Annotated in this window: 18 protein-coding genes and 2 pseudogenes; 10 read left to right on the top strand and 10 right to left on the bottom strand. The window is 59.8% G+C overall.

What is annotated here, in order from left to right:
- Positions 1-360 precede the first annotated feature (360 nt).
- Together leuC and leuD are read left to right on the top strand one after the other, a co-directional pair.
- Positions 361-1,782, top strand: coding sequence for a 3-isopropylmalate dehydratase large subunit (gene leuC / locus FHL16_RS07100; RefSeq protein WP_077747881.1), 1,422 nt, complete (start codon positions 361-363; stop codon positions 1,780-1,782).
- Complete coding sequence (gene leuD / locus FHL16_RS07095; RefSeq protein WP_077747880.1) at positions 1,779-2,393, top strand: 3-isopropylmalate dehydratase small subunit; 615 nt, start codon at positions 1,779-1,781, stop codon at positions 2,391-2,393. The genes leuC and leuD overlap by 4 nt, the downstream gene beginning before the upstream one ends.
- Before the next feature lie 96 nt (positions 2,394-2,489).
- Here the strand turns inward: leuD and FHL16_RS07090 are convergent, their stop codons facing one another.
- From FHL16_RS07090 to FHL16_RS07080, 3 genes are all read right to left on the bottom strand, one after another.
- Complete coding sequence (locus FHL16_RS07090) at positions 2,490-3,440, bottom strand: LysR substrate-binding domain-containing protein (RefSeq protein ID WP_077747879.1); 951 nt, start codon at positions 3,438-3,440, stop codon at positions 2,490-2,492.
- An 18-nt stretch (positions 3,441-3,458) separates the two neighbouring features.
- On the bottom strand, positions 3,459-4,334 hold the full coding sequence (locus tag FHL16_RS07085) for an alpha/beta fold hydrolase (RefSeq protein WP_077747878.1): 876 nt from the start codon (positions 4,332-4,334) through the stop codon (positions 3,459-3,461).
- A 241-nt stretch (positions 4,335-4,575) separates the two neighbouring features.
- Positions 4,576-5,034, bottom strand: coding sequence for a VOC family protein (locus FHL16_RS07080; protein WP_077747877.1), 459 nt, complete (start codon positions 5,032-5,034; stop codon positions 4,576-4,578).
- Between the two features lie 117 nt (positions 5,035-5,151).
- Here FHL16_RS07080 and FHL16_RS34370 point away from each other — a divergent pair.
- A pseudogene (locus tag FHL16_RS34370) lies at positions 5,152-5,238 on the top strand (MetQ/NlpA family ABC transporter substrate-binding protein); the annotation flags it as partial.
- Between the two features lie 118 nt (positions 5,239-5,356).
- Here FHL16_RS34370 and soxR read toward each other — a convergent pair.
- Positions 5,357-5,824: a redox-sensitive transcriptional activator SoxR gene (soxR, locus tag FHL16_RS07070; RefSeq protein WP_010461153.1), complete on the bottom strand. Its 468-nt coding sequence runs from the start codon at positions 5,822-5,824 to the stop codon at positions 5,357-5,359.
- Positions 5,825-5,919: 95 nt separating this feature from the next.
- Between soxR and FHL16_RS07065 the strand changes: the two genes are divergently transcribed.
- Positions 5,920-6,285 carry an antibiotic biosynthesis monooxygenase gene (locus FHL16_RS07065; RefSeq protein ID WP_077747876.1) on the top strand — a complete coding sequence of 122 codons (366 nt, stop codon included), beginning with the start codon at positions 5,920-5,922 and terminating at the stop codon, positions 6,283-6,285.
- Here the strand turns inward: FHL16_RS07065 and FHL16_RS07060 are convergent.
- A pseudogene (locus FHL16_RS07060) lies at positions 6,282-6,470 on the bottom strand (sigma-54-dependent Fis family transcriptional regulator); the annotation flags it as partial. The gene FHL16_RS07065 and the pseudogene FHL16_RS07060 sit on opposite strands and share 4 nt — an antisense overlap.
- Before the next feature lie 117 nt (positions 6,471-6,587).
- Here FHL16_RS07060 and FHL16_RS07055 point away from each other — a divergent pair.
- From FHL16_RS07055 to FHL16_RS07040, 4 genes are all read left to right on the top strand, one after another.
- Positions 6,588-6,857, top strand: coding sequence for a hypothetical protein (locus FHL16_RS07055; RefSeq protein ID WP_010461147.1), 270 nt, complete (start codon positions 6,588-6,590; stop codon positions 6,855-6,857).
- Positions 6,858-6,959: 102 nt separating this feature from the next.
- Positions 6,960-7,574, top strand: a complete 615-nt coding sequence (locus FHL16_RS07050; protein WP_077747875.1) for a LysE family translocator — start codon at positions 6,960-6,962, stop codon at positions 7,572-7,574.
- A gap of 204 nt (positions 7,575-7,778) precedes the next feature.
- Complete coding sequence (locus FHL16_RS07045) at positions 7,779-8,936, top strand: cysteine desulfurase family protein (RefSeq protein WP_010461142.1); 1,158 nt, start codon at positions 7,779-7,781, stop codon at positions 8,934-8,936.
- 65 nt (positions 8,937-9,001) lie between these two features.
- Positions 9,002-10,810 carry an aminopeptidase P family protein gene (locus tag FHL16_RS07040; protein WP_010461140.1) on the top strand — a complete coding sequence of 603 codons (1,809 nt, stop codon included), beginning with the start codon at positions 9,002-9,004 and terminating at the stop codon, positions 10,808-10,810.
- Here the strand turns inward: FHL16_RS07040 and FHL16_RS07035 are convergent.
- A complete protein-coding gene (locus FHL16_RS07035) occupies positions 10,803-11,711 on the bottom strand; it encodes a LysR family transcriptional regulator (RefSeq protein ID WP_077747874.1) in 909 nt (302 codons plus the stop codon). The two genes, FHL16_RS07040 and FHL16_RS07035, sit on opposite strands and share 8 nt — an antisense overlap.
- Positions 11,712-11,826: 115 nt before the next feature.
- Here FHL16_RS07035 and FHL16_RS07030 point away from each other — a divergent pair, with 115 nt between their 5' ends.
- On the top strand, positions 11,827-12,825 hold the full coding sequence (locus FHL16_RS07030) for a zinc-dependent alcohol dehydrogenase family protein (RefSeq protein ID WP_010461136.1): 999 nt from the start codon (positions 11,827-11,829) through the stop codon (positions 12,823-12,825).
- Here the strand turns inward: FHL16_RS07030 and FHL16_RS07025 are convergent.
- Both FHL16_RS07025 and FHL16_RS07020 read right to left on the bottom strand, forming a co-directional pair.
- Entirely contained in the window at positions 12,822-13,412 is a 591-nt protein-coding gene (locus FHL16_RS07025) for a 2-hydroxychromene-2-carboxylate isomerase (RefSeq protein WP_010461134.1), read from the bottom strand. The two genes, FHL16_RS07030 and FHL16_RS07025, sit on opposite strands and share 4 nt — an antisense overlap.
- 39 nt (positions 13,413-13,451) lie before the next feature.
- Complete coding sequence (locus FHL16_RS07020; protein ID WP_077747873.1) at positions 13,452-14,180, bottom strand: SDR family oxidoreductase; 729 nt, start codon at positions 14,178-14,180, stop codon at positions 13,452-13,454.
- A gap of 92 nt (positions 14,181-14,272) precedes the next feature.
- Here FHL16_RS07020 and FHL16_RS07015 point away from each other — a divergent pair, with 92 nt between their 5' ends.
- Positions 14,273-14,845 carry a TetR/AcrR family transcriptional regulator gene (locus FHL16_RS07015; protein ID WP_077747872.1) on the top strand — a complete coding sequence of 191 codons (573 nt, stop codon included), beginning with the start codon at positions 14,273-14,275 and terminating at the stop codon, positions 14,843-14,845.
- On the opposite strand, the gene FHL16_RS07010 is transcribed toward FHL16_RS07015, so the two are convergent.
- Positions 14,832-15,113: a hypothetical protein gene (locus tag FHL16_RS07010; protein ID WP_010461128.1), complete on the bottom strand. Its 282-nt coding sequence runs from the start codon at positions 15,111-15,113 to the stop codon at positions 14,832-14,834. The two genes, FHL16_RS07015 and FHL16_RS07010, sit on opposite strands and share 14 nt — an antisense overlap.
- Before the next feature lie 168 nt (positions 15,114-15,281).
- Complete coding sequence (gene rhtA, locus FHL16_RS07005) at positions 15,282-16,169, bottom strand: threonine/homoserine exporter RhtA (RefSeq protein WP_010461127.1); 888 nt, start codon at positions 16,167-16,169, stop codon at positions 15,282-15,284.
- Positions 16,170-16,381: the final 212 nt, after the last annotated feature.

Genomic DNA, 16,381 nt, shown 5'->3' with positions numbered 1-16,381 from the left:
CCAGCGATGAGGTCCATGAAAAGTCGTCCGTGGCTTTTGCCTACGCGGACTGACTGCATCTATATAGGACGGATGAGGAACGGAAATCCCGAACGACAATGTGAAAGAAAATGTTTCGCGTTCCGGTCGGCGCGCAGACAACCCCTGTAGGAGCGAGCCTGCTCGCGATAGCGGTCGTTCAGCCCGCTTCAACGTGACTGGCACACCGCTATCGCGAGCAGGCTCACTCCTACAGGGGGGGGGACCGATCCAACACGAACCATGGTTCACGGGATCACTGTCCGGCCATTGATGGCGATGTCCTACTCCCTAAGATGGAGCTCAGACGCCTTTCACCCGCGAGACTGAGCGAGCCTTTCCATGCCTCCAGCAAGAACTCTCTACGACAAACACATCGATTCCCACACGGTGTGTCGCCTCGATGACCAGGGTCACGTCCTGTTGTACATCGATCGCCAGGTCATCAACGAATACACCAGCCCCCAAGCGTTCAGCGGGTTGCGCGAGGCCGGACGCGGGGTCTGGCGGGCCGGCACCGCGCTGGCGGTGGTCGATCACGTCAACCCCACCGCCCCGGTGCGCATCGCCGCGATGCCGGACCCCGGCGGCGCGCGACAGGTGTCGTACCTGGCGGAAAACTGCCGTGATTTCGGCCTCGAACTGCTCGACATCCTCAACAAACGCCAAGGCATCGAACACGTCATTGCGCCGGAGCAGGGTTTCATTCTGCCGGGCATGGTCATCGCGGCGGGCGACAGCCACACCACAACCTATGGCGCCCTCGGTGCGTTTGGTTTCGGCATCGGCACCTCGGAAATCGAGCACCTGCTGGCGTCTCAGACGCTGGTCTACAAACGCCTGAAAAGCATGCGCGTGACGGTGGAGGGGGCGCTGGCGCCGGGGCTGACGTCCAAGGATGTGATCATGGCGCTGATCGGCCAGATCGGCGCCTCGGGTGCCACCGGCTACGCCATCGAGTTTCGCGGTTCGACCATCGATGCCTTGAGCGTCGAAGCACGCATGACCATCTGCAACATGGCCGTCGAGGCCGGGGCGCGGGGGGCGTTCATGGCCCCGGACGAGAAAGTCTTCGCCTACCTCAAGGGCAAACCCCGCGCACCCAAAGGCGCGTTGTGGGAGCAAGCGGTGGAGAAGTGGCGCGCCTTGCACAGCGATGCGGGCGCGCACTTCGACCGTGAAGTCCAGGTGGACGCGAGCGCTCTGGAACCGATGGTGACGTGGGGCACCAGTCCGGACCAGGCTTCCCCTATCGGCGCGCGCGTGCCAGACCCGCAAGACATCAGCGACCTGATCCTGCGTCAGGACATGCGCCGCGCCCTGAATTACATGGGCCTCGAAGCCGGGATGCCGCTGAGCGACATCGTCATCAGCCACGCCTTTATCGGCTCCTGCACCAACGCGCGCATCGAAGACCTGCGCGACGCCGCCAGCGTGGTGCGTGGCAAACATGTCGCCGGGCACGTGCGGGCGATGATCGTGCCGGGGTCCACCGAAGTGCGCAATCAGGCGGAGGCCGAAGGCCTGGCGGCGATCTTTATCGAGGCCGGGTTCGAGTGGCGTCAGTCCGGGTGCTCGATGTGCCTGGCGATGAACGACGACGTGCTGGCGCCGGGCGACCGCTGCGCCTCCAGCACCAACCGCAATTTCGAAGGCCGTCAGGGCGCGGGCGCGCGCACGCACCTGATGAGCCCGGCCATGGTCGCCGCCGCGGCGATCACCGGCCGCCTCACCGACATCCGTCACTTTGGAGACCGCGCATGAGCCTGCAACCCTTCACCCAGGTCACCGGCCAGGCGGCGCCGATGCTCGCCGCCAATATCGACACCGACGTGATCATGCCCAAGCAGTTTCTCAAGGGCATCGACCGCGCCTGGCTGGATCGCGGTTTGTTTTTTGACCTGCGATTTTTGCCCGACGGTTCACCAAACCCTGAGTTCGTGCTGAACCAACCGGCGTGGCAAGGCGCACGTTTCATGGTGGTCGGGCCGAACTTTGGCTGTGGGTCGAGCCGCGAACATGCGGTCTGGGGCTTGCGGCAGATGGGGATTCGGGCGTTGATCGGCAGTAGCTTTGCCGGGATTTTCTATGATAACTGCCAGCGAAATGGAGTGTTGCTGATCACCCTTGAGGAGGCCGTATCGCAGCGGCTTGGGCACGTGGTCAGTCAGCCGGACAGCGCGCTCATCAACGTTGATCTCGAGGCACAGGAAATTCGCCTCCACGACGGTAAAGTCATCTCGTTCGAGATCGACACCCTGCGCAAAACCGCACTGCTGCTGGGCCTCGACGCCATCGGCAGCACCCTGCAGCGCAGCGAACAAATCAAAGCCTTCGAACGTAATCACCTGGCTGCCAACCCCTGGCTGAGCTGAAATCGCCTTCGTGGGCAAGCCTCTCTTCTTTAGGTTCTGCGCAATCCTTGTAGGAGCGAGGCTTGCCCGCGAAAGGGCCCGCCCTGATACAACCAATCAAACCGACAACCCCTTGAAATGCTCCTGCAAAAACTCCACACACGCCCGCAGCTTCCCCGAGTACGCCAGCCGCGTCGGGTACACCGCCCAGACGTTGGCGCTCTGACTGTATTCGGGCAGCAACTGCACCAGTCGCCCCTGATCCAGCAGCGGTTTCACGTCCCACAATGACCGCAGCACCACACCGCGCCCGTCCAGTGCCCACTGCAAGACAATCTCGCCGTTGTTGGATGACAGCGGGCCGCTGACCCGCACGCTTTCTTGAACCCCGTTGCGTTCCAGGTTCCAGATGCCGAACGCGTTGTCGCGCTCCTTGATCACCAGGCAATGATGCTGCTCCAGTTCATTTAAGGTCTGCGGCATGCCCTGCCGTTGCAGGTAACCGGGCGCCGCGCAGACAACCCGTCGATTGCTCACCAACTGCCGACCGATGTGCTGGCCGGGAATGTCGTCGCCGACACGGATCTCAAGATCGAAGCCTTCATTGACGATGTCCACCACCCGGTCGAACAGGTCGAGACGAATCTCCAGCTCCGGATAACGCTCGGCCAGCAACGAAACGGCTGGCGCCACGTGATGACGGCCGAAACCGAAACTGCTGCACAGATGCAGGCGCCCGCGAGGGCTGTCGTGGGCGTCGGAGAGTTCGTCGTGCAGTTGCTGGAAGTCATCGAGAATGCGCAACGCCCAGCGCTGGACCCGTTCACCGTCCTCGGTCAGGGCGATGCGGCGACTGGTGCGATGGAGCAGGCGGGTGCCGAGGGTGGTTTCGAGAATCTGGATGCGCTTGCTGACATAGGCGGGCGACAGGCCCAGCTCATCGGCCGCGGCGGCGAAACCGCTCTTGCGGATCACGGTGAGGAGTACACGCAGGTCTTCGGGTAGGGGCACGTTGTCTTTCTTGGTGGTCATGGCAGAACGAACACTGGCGGCATGAGCCGCCAGCATAGCAGCGGGACGCAGCGATCAGCGCAGGAAGCCCAGCACTTCGGCGAGCAGCAGTTCGGGGACTTCTTCAGCGATGTAATGGCCGGCGGGCAAGGCTTTGCCACGCACGTCGGTCGCCACGTGTTGCCATTCCTTGAGTGGCTCGAAACAGCGCCCGACCGTGCCTTCTGCACCCCATAGCACCAGTAACGGCAGGTGCAGATATTTACCTGCCTGGATATCGGCGCGGTCATGTTCCAGATCGATGCTGGCGCTGGCGCGGTAGTCCTCGCAGATGCCGCGCGCGGTGCCCTGCAGTTGCAGGCAGCGCAGGTATTCGCCGAAGGCATCGGCGGTGAACGGCTTGAGCCCGGCGCTGCGACTGCCCATCACGCTGCGCAGATAGGCGTCGGGGTCGGCTTCGATCAGGGTTTCCGGCAGCGGGGCCGGACGGATCAGAAAGAACCAGTGCCAGTAGGCGCGGGCAAAGGCTTCGTTGGTTTGCGCGTACATCGACAGGGTGGGAGCGATGTCCAGCAGCACCATGCGTTGCACGGCAGCGGGATGATCCAGCGCCAGGCGATGGGCTACGCGAGCGCCACGGTCATGGGCCAGCACCGAGAACTGCTCGAAGCCCAGGGCCTTCATCAGCTCGACGCTGTCCTTGGCCATTTCTCGTTTGGAGTAGTGGGTGTGGTGGTCGCTGGCCGGTGGTTTGCTGCTGTCACCGTAACCGCGCAAGTCGGCGGCGATCACGGTGAAGTGCTCGGCCAGTTGCTCGGCAACCTTGTGCCAGATGACGTGGGTCTGCGGGTGACCGTGCAGCAACAGCAGGCCAGGTCCGCTGCCGCCGATGCGGTAGGCAATGTCCACACCGTTGACGTGGCGCTGGTCTTTCAGGAATCCGGCGAACATGAGGCGAGTCCTTGTTGTAGTGGTCTGCATCCTGAAAGTGTTGCGCCGTCAGGGCAAGGCGTGAAACGTGGTGCGCTTGTTCATGAAGTGTGTTCGAGGGATCTGTGGTGTCAGGGATGCCGCCTCCGCGGGCAAGCCTCGCTCCTAAGGGGGATTGTTTCGTTCGCAAATATCCGGAACCACACCCCCCCTGTAGGAGCGAGGCTTGCCCGCGAAGAGGCACGCTCAGACATTGAATGATTCAACCCTGCTGAAACATCTCCTTGGCCCGCTGCTCGATCTGCTCCTGAGTCAAATCCTCCTTGCGCGTGGCCAGGAACCACAAATGCCCATAGGGATCTTTCAACGTCCCTGAACGGTCGCCATAAAACTGATCCTTGACCTCGGACACCACCGTTCCACCCGCCGCGATCGCCTGTTTATAGGACTTGTCCACATCGGTCACATACAAATGCAGCCCCACGGACGGCGATGTGTCGGGATTGCTTAACGGCCCTTGATCGCACGGCGTACCGAGCATGATCGGGCAATCGCCAATCCTCAGCTCGGCGTGGCCAATCCCGCCATCAGGCATGGACAGACGCATGACTTCCGTAGCGCCAAAAGCCTTCTTGTAGAACTCGATGGCTTCGGCCGCTTTTTGAATGCCCAGATAAGGCGTGATGCTGTGATAACCCTCTGGAATGGGGTTGACGCTCATGACGGTTCTCCCTTGTTGTGAATTGAAGGTGTTCCTTCGCCGATTTCCGGTCGGATAACTATAGGTCAGCGCTTTTTGCGCCACTGAGTGCCCGACGAGCAGCAGCGCCACTGTTTGCAGAAACGGGCCAAGGCGTTGAGCTCCGATGAGTTTCGGCAGTTCATCCTGACACGCTGCAAAGGACAGATTGCGCCGGGTTTCTAAGCTTTCGGTCTGCCTTGAGGACGTCTTCGCGGGCAAGCCTCGCTCCTACAGGTTTTGTGTCGTTCGCCAGTAACACGCAATCCTGTAGGCGCGAGGCTTGCCCGCGAAGGCCACGCCGCTATTTCGGATCTGCCCCAGATTCCAACAGCTGCGCCCCCGGCCCCTGTTCCCCCAGCACATCGCCAAAGTTACGCAACGGACACGCCTCCATCGACAGACACCCGCAGCCGATACAGCCATTGAGCTTGTCCCGCAGCAAGGTCAATTGACTGATCCGCTCATCCAGATCCCGACTCCACTGCGCCGACATCACCTTCCAGTCCGCCGCCGTCGGCGCTCGGTTATCCGGCAAGGCTTTCAGTGCCTCGCCAATCTCAGCCAACGGAATTCCCAGGCGCTGCGCGACTTTGATCAACGCCACCCGCCGCAGCACTTCCCGCGGATAACGCCGCTGGTTGCCCTGATTGCGATTGCTTTTGATCAACCCCTTGGACTCGTAAAAGTGCAGGGCCGTGACCGCCACGCCGCTGCGCGCAGCCAATTGGCCGACAGTGAGTTCCTTGTGCAGATGTTCCGGGGTGATCATTTGAAAAATGCCTCTTGACCTCTAGTTAAGTCGAGGTTTTACCCTGCAAGCCTTCGGATCGCAAGGTCCGGCTTACACGTCAGTGGGGACTCTTCATGCAAGCGCCAGAGAAAAATCGCAGCTTCACCCAGTTGATCGAATTCGAGATCGAACCCCATCAGCAACCCGCGTTGGTGTCGGCCTTGTCAAAGCAGACCGAGCGCCTGGCCCAAGGCTACAGCGGGTTTTTGAGTGCGAGCATCCAGGCCAGCGACGACGGTCGGCGGGTGCTCAACTACCTGCAATGGCAAACTCGCGAGGCCGGGGAAGCTGCGTTTCAGAGCTTTGAAAGCGGCGAGCAGGATTTCTGGCAGCTGATTCGCGCGCATCAGGCGAAAACCGTGACGTTTGGCTCGTTCCAGGTATTGCACAGTCTGGAACGTAGCCATGACAACGCGCTGCACTGCAATCTGGTGAGTTAAATCGACAATTGCATCAGGCGCTCGCCTTGCACGTTTTCCGTGGGCCGGCGCTTGTTCACCGCCCGTTCGCCGATCTTGATCAGTCGTGTGCGCGTGACGTTGCGGCTCAAGCCCAGCAGGGCAGCGGTTTGCACCTGGTTGTAATGGCTGAGGCGATACGCTGCGCGCAACAACGTGTGTTCGATGGTTAAACGGTATTAGCCAAATTCGATAGCCACTATCGAGAGCGTTGATTTCTGCCCTTTGAAGGGGGCGGGTAGCCTGTGTTCATTGCCTCGAACCCAGATGCCAGGACGCCACCCATGAAACCTCTAATCGCCACTTTCCTGCTGCTCGCGGTCTCCGTTCTTGCCGGATGTGCCAGCCATGTTTCGCCCGAATTGCGACCCTATACCGCTGAAGAAACTCGGGAACTGGCGCTGGAGGACTTGAATCGTCGCGGTTTGTCCTTCGACGAGTACCATGCGAAAAAAGCCGAATTGCTCGGCCTGCCGCAAAAACCGGTCGGTTTCGACAAACATGGCGAGATGAACGCTGAACGTGCTGTACAGCTTCACGGTCGTCCAAGCTGATCTCAAACTGTACCGTTCGAAGTTTCACGTAACTGTCCGTGGGTTTCCCCGGGGGCGTGCGATAGGGTCAACACCTGACTGACCCTGATTGGACTGCCGCTCATGACGCTCTCGCTCGATCTGCTGCTGGGCTTCGCCCTGTTTGCCCTCGTCACCTCGATTACCCCTGGTCCGAACAACACCATGTTGCTGGCATCGGGCGTGAACTTCGGCTTTCACCGCACCATTCCGCACATGCTGGGCATCACGTGTGGTTTCTTTGTGCTCGTCCTCGCGGTCGGTTTCGGGCTGGGTGCCGTGTTTCAAACCTACCCGTTGCTCTATACGGTTCTGCGTTATGTGGGCGCGGCGTACTTGCTGTATCTGGCGTGGAAAATCGCCCATTCCGGTCCGGTCTCCGAGAGTGAAAAGGGCGACAGCAAACCCATCAGCTATCTCGGAGCGGCGGCGTTTCAGTGGGTCAATCCCAAGGCGTGGATCATGGCCATCGGTGCCATCAGCACCTACACGCCGATGCAGGGGTACTTCACCAATGTGATCGTGATTGCTGCGGTCTTTGCCTTGATCAATTTGCCGAGCGTCGGCGTCTGGGCCGGTTGCGGCACCTTGTTGCGCAATGTGTTGAAGGATCGTCGCTGGTTGCGACTGTTCAACTGGGGCATGGCCCTGCTGTTGGTGGCTTCGCTGTATCCGTTGTTGCTCGAGAGCTTTAGCTGACACATCGCTTCAACCGGTTGGCCGATGCCTGTTAAGCTCGACTTCAGGAGCGTTCCTACGCACTTTTAAATGAAGTTGTCCTTCTTTAACGGCCTCCGATCAGGTATTTCTAACGCACTGAACGGTCAGCGCAGCTCACGAGGCTGCGCTTTGATGTTTCAGTGACGAGCCTCCTGATCCCGGAACATGCTCTGCGAGTCTTCTATGAATAAACGTCCTCTGTATTTTGACTACGCCGCCACCACGCCGGTGGATGAGCGGGTCATCAAGGTCATGGTCGAGTGTCTGGGTTTCAACGGAAACTTTGGCAACCCGGCGTCCAGCTCCCATGCCTTCGGCCAGCAGGCCCGGCAAACGGTCGAGCAGGCGCGGCGTCAGGTCGCCGAGCTGGTCGGCGCTCAGGCGGACCAGATCGTCTGGACCTCCGGCGCCACCGAATCGAACAACCTTGCCCTCAAGGGCGTGGCCCAGGCCCGCGGGGTGTCCGGCGGACACATCATTACCAGCCAGATCGAACACAAGGCAATCCTCGATACGGCGAAACAGTTGCAGGACACAGGCGTTGCCGTGACGTATCTGGTGCCTGACGCCGAGGGCCTGATTACCCCGCAAGCGGTCAGCGAGGCGATGCGCGAAGACACCTTTCTGGTGTCGCTGATGCTGGTCAACAATGAACTGGGCACCGTCAATGACATTGCAGCCATCGGCCAGGTGGTGCGTGATCGTGATGCACTGTTCCATGTCGACGCCGCCCAGGGCGCAGGCAAAGTGGCAATCGATCTTGCCCGCTTGCCGGTGGACCTGATGTCGTTTTCGGCGCACAAGATCTACGGCCCTAAAGGCATCGGCGCCCTGTACGTCGGCCCGCGCGCGCACCAGCGTTTGCTGGCGCAGATTCACGGTGGCGGTCACGAGGGCGGTTTGCGTTCCGGCACCTTGGCGACTCATCAGATCGCTGCGATGGGTGTGGCCTTCGCCTTGGCGGCGGCCGCATTCGACGAGGAAAAAGCCACGATCGTGCGGCTCCGCGAACGCTTGCTCGAGCAACTGCTGAGCATCCCCGGCGTGCGGCTCAATGGCAGCCCGACCCAACGCATTCCTCATACCCTGAGCCTGACCTTCAACGAAGGCGAGTTCAATTCTGCGGCGCTGAGCAGCTCGATCGCGTTTTCTGCGACCTCGGCCTGTAACTCCGCCAGCAATGCCCCGTCCCATGTGCTGCTGGCCCTGGGGCATGACGCCCGCTCGGCGGGTCGCACGATTCGCTTGAGCCTCGGCCGGTTCACCACCGAACAGGATGTCGACCAAGCGGCACAACTGATTAAAGCGGCCTGCGCCAGTGCTCCGGCATTCTGGCAATAAGGCCTGAAAGTGTCGGCACTGATCGGCACTCAACAATAATGATGAAGTGATTAGCAGGAGACATGATGAGTACGCAGCCTTCGATCAATGGATCGGTGCCCCAACGTTTGGCGCAAACCCGCGAGCTGATGAGCCGGGAGGGCATTCATGCCCTGCTGGTGCCGTCGGCCGATCCGCACTTGTCGGAATACCTGCCGGGCTATTGGCAAGGGCGGCAGTGGTTGTCGGGCTTTCATGGCTCGGTCGGCACACTGATCGTGACCCCGGACTTTGCCGGCGTCTGGGCCGACAGCCGTTACTGGGAACAAGCGAGCAAGGAACTCAACGGCAGCGGCATTGAACTGGTCAAGCTGCAACCGGGCCAGCCTGGCCCGCTGGACTGGTTGGCCGAGCAAACCCCTGAAGGCGGTGTCGTCGCGGTAGATGGCGCGGTGATGGCCGTGGCGTCGGCGCGGACGCTGGGCGGCAAACTTGAAGAACGCGGCGCACGTCTGCGCACTGACATCGACCTGTTGAGCGAAGTCTGGAGCGACCGCCCGACGCTGCCGAATGAGCCGATCTACCAGCACTTACCACCGCAGGCGACGGTCAGTCGGGGTGAAAAGCTCGCGAAATTGCGTGAGGTGTTGAAAGATCGTGGTGCTGACTGGCACTTCATTGCCACCCTGGATGACATCGCCTGGCTGTTCAACCTGCGTGGCGGCGACGTGTCGTTCAACCCGGTATTCGTGTCCTTCGCGCTGATCAGTCAAGAGCAGGCCACTCTGTTCGTGGCCCTGAGCAAGGTCGATGCCGAGCTGCGTGCGGTCCTCGAACAAGACGGCGTGACCCTGCGCGATTACAGCGAAGTGGCCGACGCCTTGCGCGCCGTGCCGAGCGGCGCGAGCTTGCAAGTCGATCCGGCGCGCGTGACGGCCGGTTTGCTGGATAACCTGAACAGCGGCGTGAAACTGGTCGAAGGTCTCAACCCGACCACGTTGGCCAAATCACAGAAAAGCCTGGCCGATGCCGGGCACATTCGTCAGGCCATGGAGCAAGACGGCGCGGCGCTGTGCGAGTTCTTCACCTGGCTGGACTCGGCGTTGGGTCGTGAGCGCATCACCGAACTGACCATCGACGAACACCTGACGGCCGCGCGTACCCGACGTCCGGGTTATGTGTCGCTGAGTTTCAACACCATTGCCGCGTTCAACGCCAATGGCGCGATGCCGCACTACCACGCCACCGAAGAAGAGCACGCGGTGATCGAAGGCGACGGTCTGTTGCTGATCGACTCCGGCGGCCAATACCTGGGCGGTACCACCGACATCACGCGGATGGTGCCGGTCGGTACGCCGACGGATGAGCAGAAACGCGATTGCACGCGGGTGCTCAAGGGCGTCATCGCGCTGTCCCGTGCGCAATTCCCTCGTGGCATTCTCTCGCCTTTGCTCGACTCGATTGCCCGCGCGCCGATCTGGGCTGAAAGTGTTGATTATGGACACGGCACCGGTCACGGCGTCGGCTACTTCCTCAATGTGCACGAAGGCCCGCAGGTCATTGCCTATCAGGCCGCCGCAGCACCGCAAACCGCGATGCAGCCGGGCATGATTACCTCCATCGAACCGGGCACCTACCGGCCGGGCCGTTGGGGTGTACGGATCGAAAACCTGGTGTTGAACACCGAAGCGGGCAAGAGCGAATTCGGTGAGTTCCTGAAATTCGAAACCCTGACCCTGTGCCCGATTGACACTCGCTGTCTGGAACCGTCGCTGCTGACTGACGACGAAAAGCAGTGGTTCAACGCCTACCACGCCGAGGTGCGCCAGCGCTTGAGCCCGTTGCTCGAAGGCGCAGCCCTTGAGTGGTTGAACACCCGGACTGCAGCTATTTGACCGGTTGGAGTTCAGGCGCTGTTTCGAGCGCCTGACTCATGTAGTCGACAAAGGCTTTGACCCTGGCGGATTGGCGACGATTCGCCGGGGACACGGCATGAATCGGCAGCGACTGCGCGGTGTAGTCCTGCAAAATCGCAGTCACTCGCCCGGCGTTCAGATCCTCACTGAACAACCACACCGGCGACAAAGCAATTCCCAATCCTCCCAGCACCATCTCGCGGATCGCCTCTGAGTTGTTGCTTTTTGCATTACCCTTGATCCGCACCTCATGATGCTGGGCTCCGCTTTCGTACACCCATAGGTTCTGACTGTTCAGCAGGTTGAATTGCAGGCAATTGTGTCCGCGCAGTTCTTCTGGTGTTTGCGGCTGGCCGTGTTGCTTGAGGTAGCCTGGCGCAGCAACGGTCACTCGGTGGGTGGTGCCTATGCGGCGGGCGATCAGACCGCTGTCGGTCAATTCGCCGATCCTGAACGTGACGTCGAGACCTTCGCTGACCAGGTCCTGATTCTGGTCACTGAGTTGCAGGTCAATCTGCACCTGTGGGTGTTGTTTCAGAAACTCAGGAAGCCGCGGTGCAATCTGCAATCGCCCGAAACTGACCGAGGAACCGATCTTCAGGTTCCCGGCAACGGTTTCGCGTCCTGAATGAAAACTGTGTTCCGCCGCGTCCACGGCCGCGAGGATTTGTCGGCACTCGCTGTAGTACCGCTGACCTTCGTCAGTCAGCGAGAGTTGACGCGTGCTGCGGGAAATCAGCTTCCCGCCCAGTTCAGTTTCCAGCGCCCTTAGCACTTTGCTGATGGTTGGTTGGCTGGTCTGCATCTCCCTGGCAACGGCAGAAAAGCTGCCGCGCTCGACGACCCGGACGAAGATGGCCATTGCATTGAGTTTGTCCATGGGGTTTCTCATTGATGCCAAATGGGCATGGTCACTATAGCGATACAGCGTCTTATCGGCATGAGTGAGTGGGAGGAAGATCGTCCTACCGCCACCTCTGACAGGAATTTGCGAAATGACTGACTCACTTCAAATGCGTGCTCTGATTGTTGATGTGGCCAACGGGCCGTTACGCTTGGTTTCCATCCCGCGACCTGTGCCAGGGCCGGGTCAGGTGTTGGTCAGGATCAAAGCCAGTGGAGTGAATCCGCTGGATGGAAAAATTCGTTCGGGTCAGGCGGCTCATGCGCGTCAGCCCTTGCCAGCGGTGCTGGGCATGGATCTGGCTGGGACGATTGAGGCGTTAGGCGAGGGCGTAAGTGGATGGCTGCCGGGTGATGAGGTCTACGCGATGGCGACCGGAATCGGCGGTGCGCAAGGTTCGCTTGCGCAGTTCGCGGTGGTTGATGCGCGTCTGCTGGCGCACAAACCGGGCAATCTGAGTATGCGTGAGACCGCCGGGTTGCCCCTGGTGTTGATAACCGCATGGGAAGGATTGGTAGACCGGGCTCGAGTGCGTGCCGGTCAGAAGGTGCTGATCCATGGCGGTGCCGGGGGTGTCGGGCACGTGGCGGTGCAAATAGCCCGGGCTTTCGGTGCTGAAGTATTCGCCACGGGCTCTGCGGGTCAGCAGGCAATCATCGAAAGCTTCGGTGCGACGTTTATCGACTACCGCAAGTCTTCGGTTGAGGACTATGTGGCGGAGCACACGGGGGGAGAGGGGTTCGATATAGTCTATGACACGGTGGGCGGTGAAACGCTGGATGCTTCCTTCAAGGCTGCTCGGGTCTACGAGGGGCATGTGGTGAGCTGTCTCGGATGGGGGCAGCACAGTCTGGCACCGTTGTCGTTTCGGGCCGCGACTTACTCCGGAGTGTTTACCTTGTTGCCTTTATTGACTGGCAAGGGCGGCGAGCACCACGGACAGATCCTTCGGGACGCCGCGAAGTTGATTGAGGCCGGTAAGCTGAAGCCGTTGCTTGACCCGCGGCAGTTCACATTGCAAACCGCCGAGGCCGCCCATGAACTGCTCGCTGGTGGAGCGGCTCAAGGTCGTTTGGTCATCGAGATTTAACGCAGGGCCTCAAGGACGAAGTCCAGTCGATCCTGACCGAAGAACATCTGATCGCCGATGAACATGCACGGTGCGCCGAATACACCGCGCTGGACCGCTTGCTCGGTGTTGTCCTTGAGAGCGGCTTTGACGTCCTCATCGGCGGTAAGGGCCAGTACTTCGTTTGGATCGAAACCATTTCGCGTCAGCACGGCTGCAACAGTCGCCGGATCATCGAGGCTGCGTCCCTCGACCCAGAGTGCGTGGAACAGACAATCGATAAACGCGTGGAAGCGTTCGGGATGACGTAATTGCATACCGGTGACGGCGCGCATCAGCATCAGGGTATTGATAGGGAAGTGCGGGTTGAACTTCAGTGGCACGCCGTATCGTTTGGCGTAGCGGTCCAGGTCCTGAAACATGTAGCGACCTTTGGCCGGAATGGTTGCCGGTGAAGCGTTGCCCGTGGCTTTGAAGACCCCGCCCAGCAGCATGGGTTTGTAGACCAGCTGGCTGTCGGTCTGCTCGCAGATCTTCGGTAATTGGGTATACGCCAGGTAGGTGGCGGGGCTGCCTAAATCGAAAAAAAACTCCACGGTTTTGCTCATGGTCGGTGCGCTCTGCTTATTGTTGTCGGGGAGGAGGGCTTACCAGCGTTCGTTCCAGGGGCGCAGATCCAGCTCGAAAGTCCACGCGTCCCGGGGCTGGCTGTGCAAGTACCAATAGTTCTCGGCGATGTGCTCGGGATTGAGGATGCCGTCCTCGTCCTTGGTCGCGTACTTTTCCGGAAAACTGTTGCGGATGAAATCAGTATCGATGGCGCCGTCGACGACGACATGGGCAACGTGAATATTCATCGGCCCCAGCTCGCGGGCCATGCTTTGAGCCAGTGCGCGAATCCCGTGCTTGGCGCCGGCGAAGGCTGCAAATCCTGCCGCACCGCGCAAGCCAGCGGTGGCGCCGGTGAACAGAATCGTGCCGCGTTGGCGCTTGGCCATCCGCTTGGCCACTTCACGGGCATTGAGGAAACCTGAGAAACAGGCCATTTCCCAGATCTTGAAATACTTGCGGGCAGTTTCTTCGAGAATGCTGCACGGCACATTGGCGCCGATGTTGAAAACAAACGCTTCGATGGGGCCGATCTCGGTCTCAATCTGCTCGACCAGCGCAATCACATCCTCTTCCTTACGTGCATCACAGGCAAATCCGTGGGCGTCACCGCCATTGGCCTTGATTGCATCGACCAATGGCTGGAGTTTGTCCGCGCTACGACGAGTGACGCAGGCAATGAAACCTTCCTGTGCAAAACGCTTGGCAATCGCGCCGCCGGTGGCATCACCGGCGCCGACAATCAGTACGACCTTCTTATTATTCATGGGTAGATCCCTTTGATGAACGATCGTTAACTGAACGAACGTTATGCTAGGATTTGGCACGCGTCAAGACAGTCAATCCTGAGGGCAAGGCAATGCGTTACTCGGCCAATCACAAGCTGGAAACAAGAGAGAAACTGCTGACAAGCAGCGCGGTGTCGGCCAAAAAGTCCGGTTTTTCCACGGTAGGCGTCGACGGGCTGATGAAGGCGATCGGCTTGAGTGGTGCTGCTTTCTACAGTCACTTTTCGTCGAAGGACGAACTGTTCGCTTCGATCGTCGAACGCGAGTTGTGCCAAAGCCTGGAGCGTTTAGGTGCTGATCAGGATTGCGACAGGCTCGAACGTTGCCTGAAGCATTATCTGAGCATGGCCCATGTCGAGCACCCGGAGTCCGGTTGTGCATTACCGGTATTGGGAGCCGAAATTGCTCGTTCAGATATCGCTGTTCGCCAGGAGGCGGAGGTCTGGATTTGTCGGCTGCAGGAGCGTTGGGCAAGTATTCTGGAAAGCGACAGTCTGGCGTGGGCGATTCTGTCGCAATGCATCGGTGCCTTGGTCGTGGCGCGAATGCTGGCCACTCCCGACATCCAGCGCACCGTGCTGAAGTCCAGTTACGATGAGATTGGCCGCCAGATTGCCGGGCGGCATCAACCTATTTGCAAATGACGATCATGCTTCGGCTGGTATAGCCGGCAGGGTTGAGACCAAATGGATAATCACCTGGTTCTTCCACGGCATCTCCCGACTTGGCGATGACCTTGTAACCCTTGGGCGCGCACGAGTTGGCGGCGCTGGTGTAGCACTTGTCCCAGGATGACGAAAGCCCTGAACAATTGATATGCAGCCCTTTCTTGCCATGTTTGACTTGTGTTTTCGATGTCGCCGCGCAACCCGCAATTGCGAGCACGGCAATCAATAGCAAAATTCGTTTCATTACTGTCCTTATAGCGCTCCCGGATCTCGCGCCCGGGTGTGGCTGCATTCGCTTTCGATTGAAGCGTTCTGATATCCCTATCCTGAAAAATCCTTGGATGACATTCGGTTGCGGGCCTAAACATGGCCTAATTGAGCGGCAAATACCAGACCTGCGTCAAATCCTGTATCAATCCGCCGCGACCGCGGGCTTGGCAGCACTTCCCATGGTCATGGTCGCCCCCACGGAAGCCAGAATGATGCACATGATCGCCATCCACTGTGACAGTGTGAGGTATTCGTGGAGAAACAGCAGGCCAGACAGCGCGCCAATAGCCGGTTCAATGCTCATCAATGTGCCGAAAGTCCGGGTTGGCATTCGGGTGAGCGCGACCATCTCCAGCGTATAGGGCAGGGCGGTGGACAGAAGGGCGACAGCGATGGCCACGGGGATCAATGACGGAGTCAGCAGGGCGGCACCGGCATGGACGATGCCGATAGGCGCGACGAACAGTGCGGCAATCATCACTCCCAACGCTGCGGTCTGTACGCCATTGTCGGCGCCGGCCTTCTGGCCGAACAGGATGTACAGCGCCCAGCACACCCCTGCACCCAAGGCATAACTGGCGCCTGCCAGGTCGATTCCCGCACTTGTCGCTCCTGTCGGTATCAATAGCAGCAAGCCGATAGCCGCCAAGGCAATCCACAAAAAGTCGATTGCGCGGCGTGAGGCATAGATAGCCACCGCCAGTGGCCCGGTGAACTCCAGGGCGACGGCAATACCCAGGGGGACGGTGCGCAAAGACATATAGAAGAGGAAGTTCATGCCGCCCAGTGCCATCCCGTAGACGATAACGGTACGCAAGGACTTTGCGGTGAGCTTCGCCCGCCATGGGCGCAACAGGATCAGCATGATCACGCTGGCGAAGAGCAGCCGCAGGGTGGTGGTCCCCTGAGCGCCGATAATCGGGAACATGCTTTTGGCCAATGAGGCGCCGGACTGGATCGACGCCATGGCTATTAAAAGCAGGCCCACCGAGAACAGGGTCGAGACGAGGCTGCGGGGATGGTCATTCATAGCGTGGCATCGTCCGAAGTGGGAAGCGAAAGTGTTGTTCTATGGTTTGGGCAATATATTGCGCATTCGCGACGGTCGCGTCTATATATAAGCAGCGATTTTGGGCAACCTGATAGAAAAGCCAAATCAGGGGTTGACGGCAGATTCTGGAAGTCTATAATTCGCCCCACTTCCGGCGCAGTCGAAACGGAAAACTCCTTGGTAAACAAAGA

The organism is Pseudomonas sp. FSL W5-0299, assembly GCF_005930655.1.
GTDB classification, from domain to species: domain Bacteria; phylum Pseudomonadota; class Gammaproteobacteria; order Pseudomonadales; family Pseudomonadaceae; genus Aquipseudomonas; species Aquipseudomonas mandelii.
The sequence above is the reverse complement of the archived record's forward strand: the minus strand, read 5'-3'. Positions and strand labels throughout refer to the sequence as shown.

Bases quoted from the DNA above. Each gene is read 5' to 3' on its own strand.
- leuC (WP_077747881.1), top strand. From the start codon at position 361: ATGCCTCCAGCAAGAACTCTCTACGACAAACACATCGATTCCCACACG.
- leuD (WP_077747880.1), top strand. From the start codon at position 1,779: ATGAGCCTGCAACCCTTCACCCAGGTCACCGGCCAGGCGGCGCCGATG.
- FHL16_RS07090 (WP_077747879.1), bottom strand. From the start codon at position 3,440: ATGCTGGCGGCTCATGCCGCCAGTGTTCGTTCTGCCATGACCACCAAG.
- FHL16_RS07085 (WP_077747878.1), bottom strand. From the start codon at position 4,334: ATGTTCGCCGGATTCCTGAAAGACCAGCGCCACGTCAACGGTGTGGAC.
- FHL16_RS07080 (WP_077747877.1), bottom strand. From the start codon at position 5,034: ATGAGCGTCAACCCCATTCCAGAGGGTTATCACAGCATCACGCCTTAT.
- soxR (WP_010461153.1), bottom strand. From the start codon at position 5,824: ATGATCACCCCGGAACATCTGCACAAGGAACTCACTGTCGGCCAATTG.
- FHL16_RS07065 (WP_077747876.1), top strand. From the start codon at position 5,920: ATGCAAGCGCCAGAGAAAAATCGCAGCTTCACCCAGTTGATCGAATTC.
- FHL16_RS07055 (WP_010461147.1), top strand. From the start codon at position 6,588: ATGAAACCTCTAATCGCCACTTTCCTGCTGCTCGCGGTCTCCGTTCTT.
- FHL16_RS07050 (WP_077747875.1), top strand. From the start codon at position 6,960: ATGACGCTCTCGCTCGATCTGCTGCTGGGCTTCGCCCTGTTTGCCCTC.
- FHL16_RS07045 (WP_010461142.1), top strand. From the start codon at position 7,779: ATGAATAAACGTCCTCTGTATTTTGACTACGCCGCCACCACGCCGGTG.
- FHL16_RS07040 (WP_010461140.1), top strand. From the start codon at position 9,002: ATGAGTACGCAGCCTTCGATCAATGGATCGGTGCCCCAACGTTTGGCG.
- FHL16_RS07035 (WP_077747874.1), bottom strand. From the start codon at position 11,711: ATGGACAAACTCAATGCAATGGCCATCTTCGTCCGGGTCGTCGAGCGC.
- FHL16_RS07030 (WP_010461136.1), top strand. From the start codon at position 11,827: ATGACTGACTCACTTCAAATGCGTGCTCTGATTGTTGATGTGGCCAAC.
- FHL16_RS07025 (WP_010461134.1), bottom strand. From the start codon at position 13,412: ATGAGCAAAACCGTGGAGTTTTTTTTCGATTTAGGCAGCCCCGCCACC.
- FHL16_RS07020 (WP_077747873.1), bottom strand. From the start codon at position 14,180: ATGAATAATAAGAAGGTCGTACTGATTGTCGGCGCCGGTGATGCCACC.
- FHL16_RS07015 (WP_077747872.1), top strand. From the start codon at position 14,273: ATGCGTTACTCGGCCAATCACAAGCTGGAAACAAGAGAGAAACTGCTG.
- FHL16_RS07010 (WP_010461128.1), bottom strand. From the start codon at position 15,113: ATGAAACGAATTTTGCTATTGATTGCCGTGCTCGCAATTGCGGGTTGC.
- rhtA (WP_010461127.1), bottom strand. From the start codon at position 16,169: ATGAATGACCATCCCCGCAGCCTCGTCTCGACCCTGTTCTCGGTGGGC.